This window comes from Allobosea sp., assembly GCF_048595345.1.
In the GTDB taxonomy this organism is placed as follows: domain Bacteria; phylum Pseudomonadota; class Alphaproteobacteria; order Rhizobiales; family Beijerinckiaceae; genus Allobosea.
The window spans coordinates 1-4,642 of the sequence record NZ_JBMDWH010000143.1 but is presented as its reverse complement, the minus strand read 5'-3'; the positions used below and the strand labels follow the sequence as shown (position 1 = coordinate 4,642).

4 protein-coding genes are annotated in these 4,642 nt (G+C 70.6%); 3 read left to right on the top strand and 1 reads right to left on the bottom strand.

The window, feature by feature from the left end:
* Positions 1 to 34: 34 nt before the first annotated feature.
* The 3 genes from ACOJTB_RS13755 to ACOJTB_RS13745 are packed head-to-tail and all read left to right on the top strand — an operon-like array spanning position 35 to position 4,112.
* Positions 35 to 2,095 (top strand): hydantoinase/oxoprolinase family protein, encoded by a 2,061-nt coding sequence (locus tag ACOJTB_RS13755; protein WP_420103095.1) that lies wholly within the window; start codon positions 35 to 37, stop codon positions 2,093 to 2,095.
* 2 nt (positions 2,096 to 2,097) lie between these two features.
* Positions 2,098 to 2,712 carry a cysteine hydrolase family protein gene (locus ACOJTB_RS13750; RefSeq protein WP_420103094.1) on the top strand — a complete coding sequence of 205 codons (615 nt, stop codon included), beginning with the start codon at positions 2,098 to 2,100 and terminating at the stop codon, positions 2,710 to 2,712.
* Positions 2,709 to 4,112: an FAD-dependent oxidoreductase gene (locus ACOJTB_RS13745; RefSeq protein WP_420103093.1), complete on the top strand. Its 1,404-nt coding sequence runs from the start codon at positions 2,709 to 2,711 to the stop codon at positions 4,110 to 4,112. The genes ACOJTB_RS13750 and ACOJTB_RS13745 overlap by 4 nt, the downstream gene beginning before the upstream one ends.
* A 49-nt stretch (positions 4,113 to 4,161) precedes the next feature.
* Here ACOJTB_RS13745 and ACOJTB_RS13740 read toward each other — a convergent pair.
* A partial coding sequence (locus ACOJTB_RS13740; RefSeq protein ID WP_420103092.1) for an SDR family NAD(P)-dependent oxidoreductase occupies positions 4,162 to 4,642 on the bottom strand: 481 nt, incomplete at its 5' end.

Here is a 4,642-nt window from a genome sequence, read left to right as displayed (position 1 = left end):
GCGAGACCTACGGGCTGGACATCGAGATCGGCTGATGACGACTTCCCCTGCCAAAGCCGTCGTCGGCGTCGATGTCGGCGGCACCTTCACCGATCTGTTCTGGTTCGACGAGGCGGCCAAGCGCTTCCGCACCGCCAAGGTTCCCTCCCAGCGCGGCGACGAGGCCAAGGGCTTCATCGCGGGGCTGACCACCTTCGGCCCGGTCTCTGAGCTCGCCTCCATCGTCCACGGCACGACCGTGGGCACCAACGCCCTGCTCGAGCGGAAGGGCGCCAAGATCGGCGTTATCACCACGCCGGGATTTCGCGACGCGCTGGAGATGCGCCGCCGCGACCGGCGCCAGACCTGGGGGCTGTGGGGCGATTTCACCCCCGCCGCCTCGCGCGACTGCCGGCTGGAGGTGCCCGAGCGTACGCTGGCCGACGGCACGATCCGCACCGCGGTGGATCGCGAGGCGGTGCGCAAGGCCGCCCACGAGCTGATCGCCAAGGGCTGCGAGGCGCTGGCGATCATCTTCATCAACGCCTACGCCAACCCGCAGAACGAGCGCGACGCACTGGACGCCGCGCGCACGGTCTGGCCGAACGAGAACATTGCCTGCTCCTCGGCGATCCTGCCCGAGATCCGCGAGTTCGAGCGGGCCTCGACCACGGCGCTCAACGCCACGCTCCAGCCGGTCGTCGGCTCCTATCTCGGCCGGCTCGAGGACGCGCTGGAAGCCGATGGATTCACCGGTCGCTTCCACATCGTCCAGAGCAATGGCGGCGTGATGTCGACCGCCACAGCGCGGCGCCTGCCCGTGCGCACGGCCCTCTCCGGCCCGGCCGCAGGCGTGATCGCAGCCGCCGCGGTCGCCCGCGCAGCCGGCCATCCCGACATCATCACCGGCGATCTCGGTGGCACCTCCTTCGACGTGTCGCTGATCGCGGGTGGGCAGGCCGCGCTTGCCGCGCAGACGACGATCGATTTCGGCATGGTGATCCGCACGCCGATGATCGAGATCACCACCATCGGCGCCGGCGGCGGCTCGATTGCCCGCGTCGATGCCGGCGGACTGCTGGAAGTCGGCCCTGAAAGTGCCGGCTCCCGGCCGGGCCCCGTCTGCTATGGCCAAGGCAATACCCGCCCGACGCTGACCGACGCCAATCTCGTGCTCGGCCGCATCGATGGCTCGAAGCCGCTCGGCACGCTGCAACGGCTCGATGTCGACGCCGCGAAGGCTGCGATCGCCAGGGAGATCGCCGAGCCGCTCGGCCTCGACGTGATGGCGGCGGCGGCGGCGATCGTAAAGATCGCCAATGCCCGCATGGCCGGCGCGATCCGACTCGTCTCGATCGAACGCGGCCATGATCCGGCGCGCTTCATGGCGATGCCCTTCGGCGGCGGCGGCGCGCTGCATACCGGCGCGCTGATCCACGAGGTGGGTCTGAAAGGTGCGCTCGTCCCGCGCTTCCCGGGGGTCACCTCGGCGCTGGGCTGCGTCATCGCCGATATCCGCCATGACGGCGTGCAGACGGTGAACCTGATGCTCGACGGGCTCGACGCCTCTGCGCTCGATGCCCGCATGGTCGCGGCAGGGCGCGAAGCCCATGCCGTCGTCGCCGATGCCGGGCTCACGGTCGAGCGCATCGACGTGCTCTACGAGCTCGACATGCATTATCTCGGGCAGACGCACACCGTCTCCGTGCCGCTGCCGGTCACGCTCGGGAAGGGCAGCACGGGCGTCAGCGCCGGGATCATCCGCGAGGCTTTCGAAGCCGCCTATGGCGCCGCCTTCAGCCGGCTCCTGCCCGGCATCCCGGTGCGGATCGTGACGCTGCGCACCGCCGCCATCGGCCGCCGGCCAGCCTTCGACCTGACCGCGCTCGCGCCGCCCGCCGAGGCCGATCGCGACACCGCAAGGCGCGGCAGCCGGCAGGTCTATTTCGACGGCATGTGGAAGGAGACCGCCATCTGGTCGCGGCTGGACCTGCCGATCGGCACGCGGATCGAGGGCCCGGCGATCTTCGAGCAGCCCGATGCGACGGTGCTGCTCGACCCGGGCCTCACCGCCGAGGTCGATGCGCTCGGCAACCTCATCATCCTGAGAGGCTGAGCATGGCAGGGCCCGTCACCGACATCGCCGCGACCGCGCTGCTGATCGTCGATCTTCAGAACGACTTCATCCATCCCTGCGGCGCCTATGCGAAGGGCGGCGCGGCCTCGCCGCAGGCGCAGGCCCTGCCCGAGAAGCTGCGCCCGCTTGTCGAGCGTTTCCGCACCAAGGGCGGGCTGGTGGCAGCGACGCAGTTCACGCTGGTGCCGGGGCGTGGGGGCGAACCGCTGATCTCTCCGCATCTCCAGCAGATGCGCCCCTTCCTCAAGCGCGGCGATTTTCTGCCGGGCGGCTGGGGCCACGAGGTCGTCGAGGAGTTGCAGCCGATCGATGTCGGCGTCGAGAAGATCACCTATTCGGCTTTCTACCAGACGAGGCTGGAATGGCTGTTGCGCAAGCTCGGCATCCAGCATCTCGTGGTCGCCGGCATCGTCACCAATGGCGGCGTCGCCTCGACCGTCCGCGACGCGCATGTCCGCGATCTCGACGTGACCGTGCTGGAGGATGGCTGCGCGGCGCCGACCCCGGCGATGCATGGGGAGGCGATCGCGGCCTTGAAGCCGGTCGCCCGCATCGCGACCATCGCCACCGTGCTGGCCGAGGTCGAAGCGCTATGAACCGCGTGCTCCCCGCGGCCAGCGGCGCCTTCGAGGCCGAAGCCGATGTCCTGATCGTCGGGGCGGGTGCGGCCGGGCTGGTCGCGGCGCTCGCCGCGAGCGAGGCGGGCGCCGAGGTCGTCGTTGTGGAGCGGGACGCGGTACCGAGCGGCTCGACGGCGCTCTCGGCCGGCCTGATTCCCGCCGCCGGCACGCGTTTCCAGCGCGAGGCGGGCATCGCGGACAGCCCGGAGCTGTTCGCCGCCGACATCATGGCCAAGGCCGAGGGCGAGCCCGATGCGGCCGTGGTCGCAAGGCTGACGGAGCGGATCGGGCCCGTGCTGGAATGGCTGGCCGATTCGCACGGCCTGCCTTTCGACGTGGTGACCAACTTCTCCTATCCCGGCCATTCCGCCCGGCGCATGCACGGCCTGCCCAAGCGCACCGGCTCGGAGCTGATCGACCGGCTGCGCGAGGCGGTCGAAGCCCGCGACATCCCGATCCTGACGGAGTTCCGCGCGACCACCCTCTTCACCGACGCGGCCGGCCGCATCGCGGGCATCGCCGGCACGCGGCCCGGCGGAGGAGAGGAGCGCATCGGCTGCAAGGCGCTCGTGCTCGCCTGCAACGGCTATGGCGGCAACCGCGATCTCGTCGCGAAACACATCCCGCAGATGGCAGACGCGCTTTGGTTCGGCCATTCCGGCAATGAGGGCGACGCGGTGCTCTGGGGGCAGGCGCTCGGCGCCGAACTCGTCCATATGTCCGGCCATCAGGGCCATGGCTCGGTGGCGCAGCCCCACGGCATCCTAATCAGCTGGGCGACGGTGATGGAGGGGGGATTCCAGGTCAACGCCGCCGGCGAGCGCTTCTCGGATGAGAGCCACGGTTATTCGGAGCAGGCTGCGACCGTGCTCGCCCAGCCCGAGGGCAAGGCCTGGACGATCTTCGACGAGCGCATCGCCGGCATCGCCCGCCAATTCGAGGATTTCCGCAACGCCGAGGCGCAGGGCGCGATCGCCAGGGCGCAGGACATGGCCGGCCTCGCCGCCGCGCTCGGGCTTCCCGAGACCAGCCTTGCGGCCACCGCCGCCGAGGTCGCTGCGCTGAAGCGCGGCGAAGGCAGCGACCGCTTCGGCCGCGACTTCCGGAACGCGCCTGACCTGGAGGCGCCCTTCTGCGCCGTGCGCGTCACGGGCGCGCTGTTCCACACCCAGGGCGGGCTGCGCATCGACCGAGCCGGCCGCGCGCTGCGCCCGGACGCTTCGGCCCTGCCCAATCTCTTCGCCTGCGGCGGCGCGGCCGTGGGAGTCTCCGGCCCTCTCGCTTCCGGCTATCTCTCCGGCAACGGCCTGCTGACCGCGGTCTGCCTCGGCGAGATCGCGGGGCGAGAAGCGGCGCGGCCCGCCCGCGCCGGGTGAGCGCGCATGGCCTCTGCCTCCCGCGCTCGCGGCGCGCGAGGCAGCACGCTCAATACATTGCCTCGTAGCCGCAATTGACGACCAGCTCGGAGATGGAAGCCGTGTTCGGCAGCGCAACGACCAGGGCAACGATCCGCGCAATGTCTTCCGGCTGCGTCATCTCGCTGCCCGGCTTGGCCGCCTCCGCCACCATATCCGTCGCGACAGAGCTGGGGCAGAGCGAGAGCGATCTGACGCCGGCCTCGAATGCCGCCTGCCGCACCGCATGAGAAAGCGCGACCATGGCGAACTTGCTCATCTGGTAGCCGGCATTGGCGTTGCGCACCCGCTTGCCGGACAGGGAGGCGATGTTGATGACCCTCCCCTCCCCGGCGGCCTTCAGATGCCCAAGCGCCGCCTGGATCAGCCGGAACGGCGCCTTGACGTTGATCGCCAGCAGCGCGTCGAGCCCGGCCGGATCGCCGGCCTCGAGCGAGACGTCGCGCAAGATCCCGGCGGCGTTGACCAGCACGTCGATCCGCCCGAAGCGC

Bases quoted from the DNA above. Each gene is read 5' to 3' on its own strand.
- ACOJTB_RS13755 (WP_420103095.1), top strand. From the start codon at position 35: ATGACGACTTCCCCTGCCAAAGCCGTCGTCGGCGTCGATGTCGGCGGC.
- ACOJTB_RS13750 (WP_420103094.1), top strand. From the start codon at position 2,098: ATGGCAGGGCCCGTCACCGACATCGCCGCGACCGCGCTGCTGATCGTC.
- ACOJTB_RS13745 (WP_420103093.1), top strand. From the start codon at position 2,709: ATGAACCGCGTGCTCCCCGCGGCCAGCGGCGCCTTCGAGGCCGAAGCC.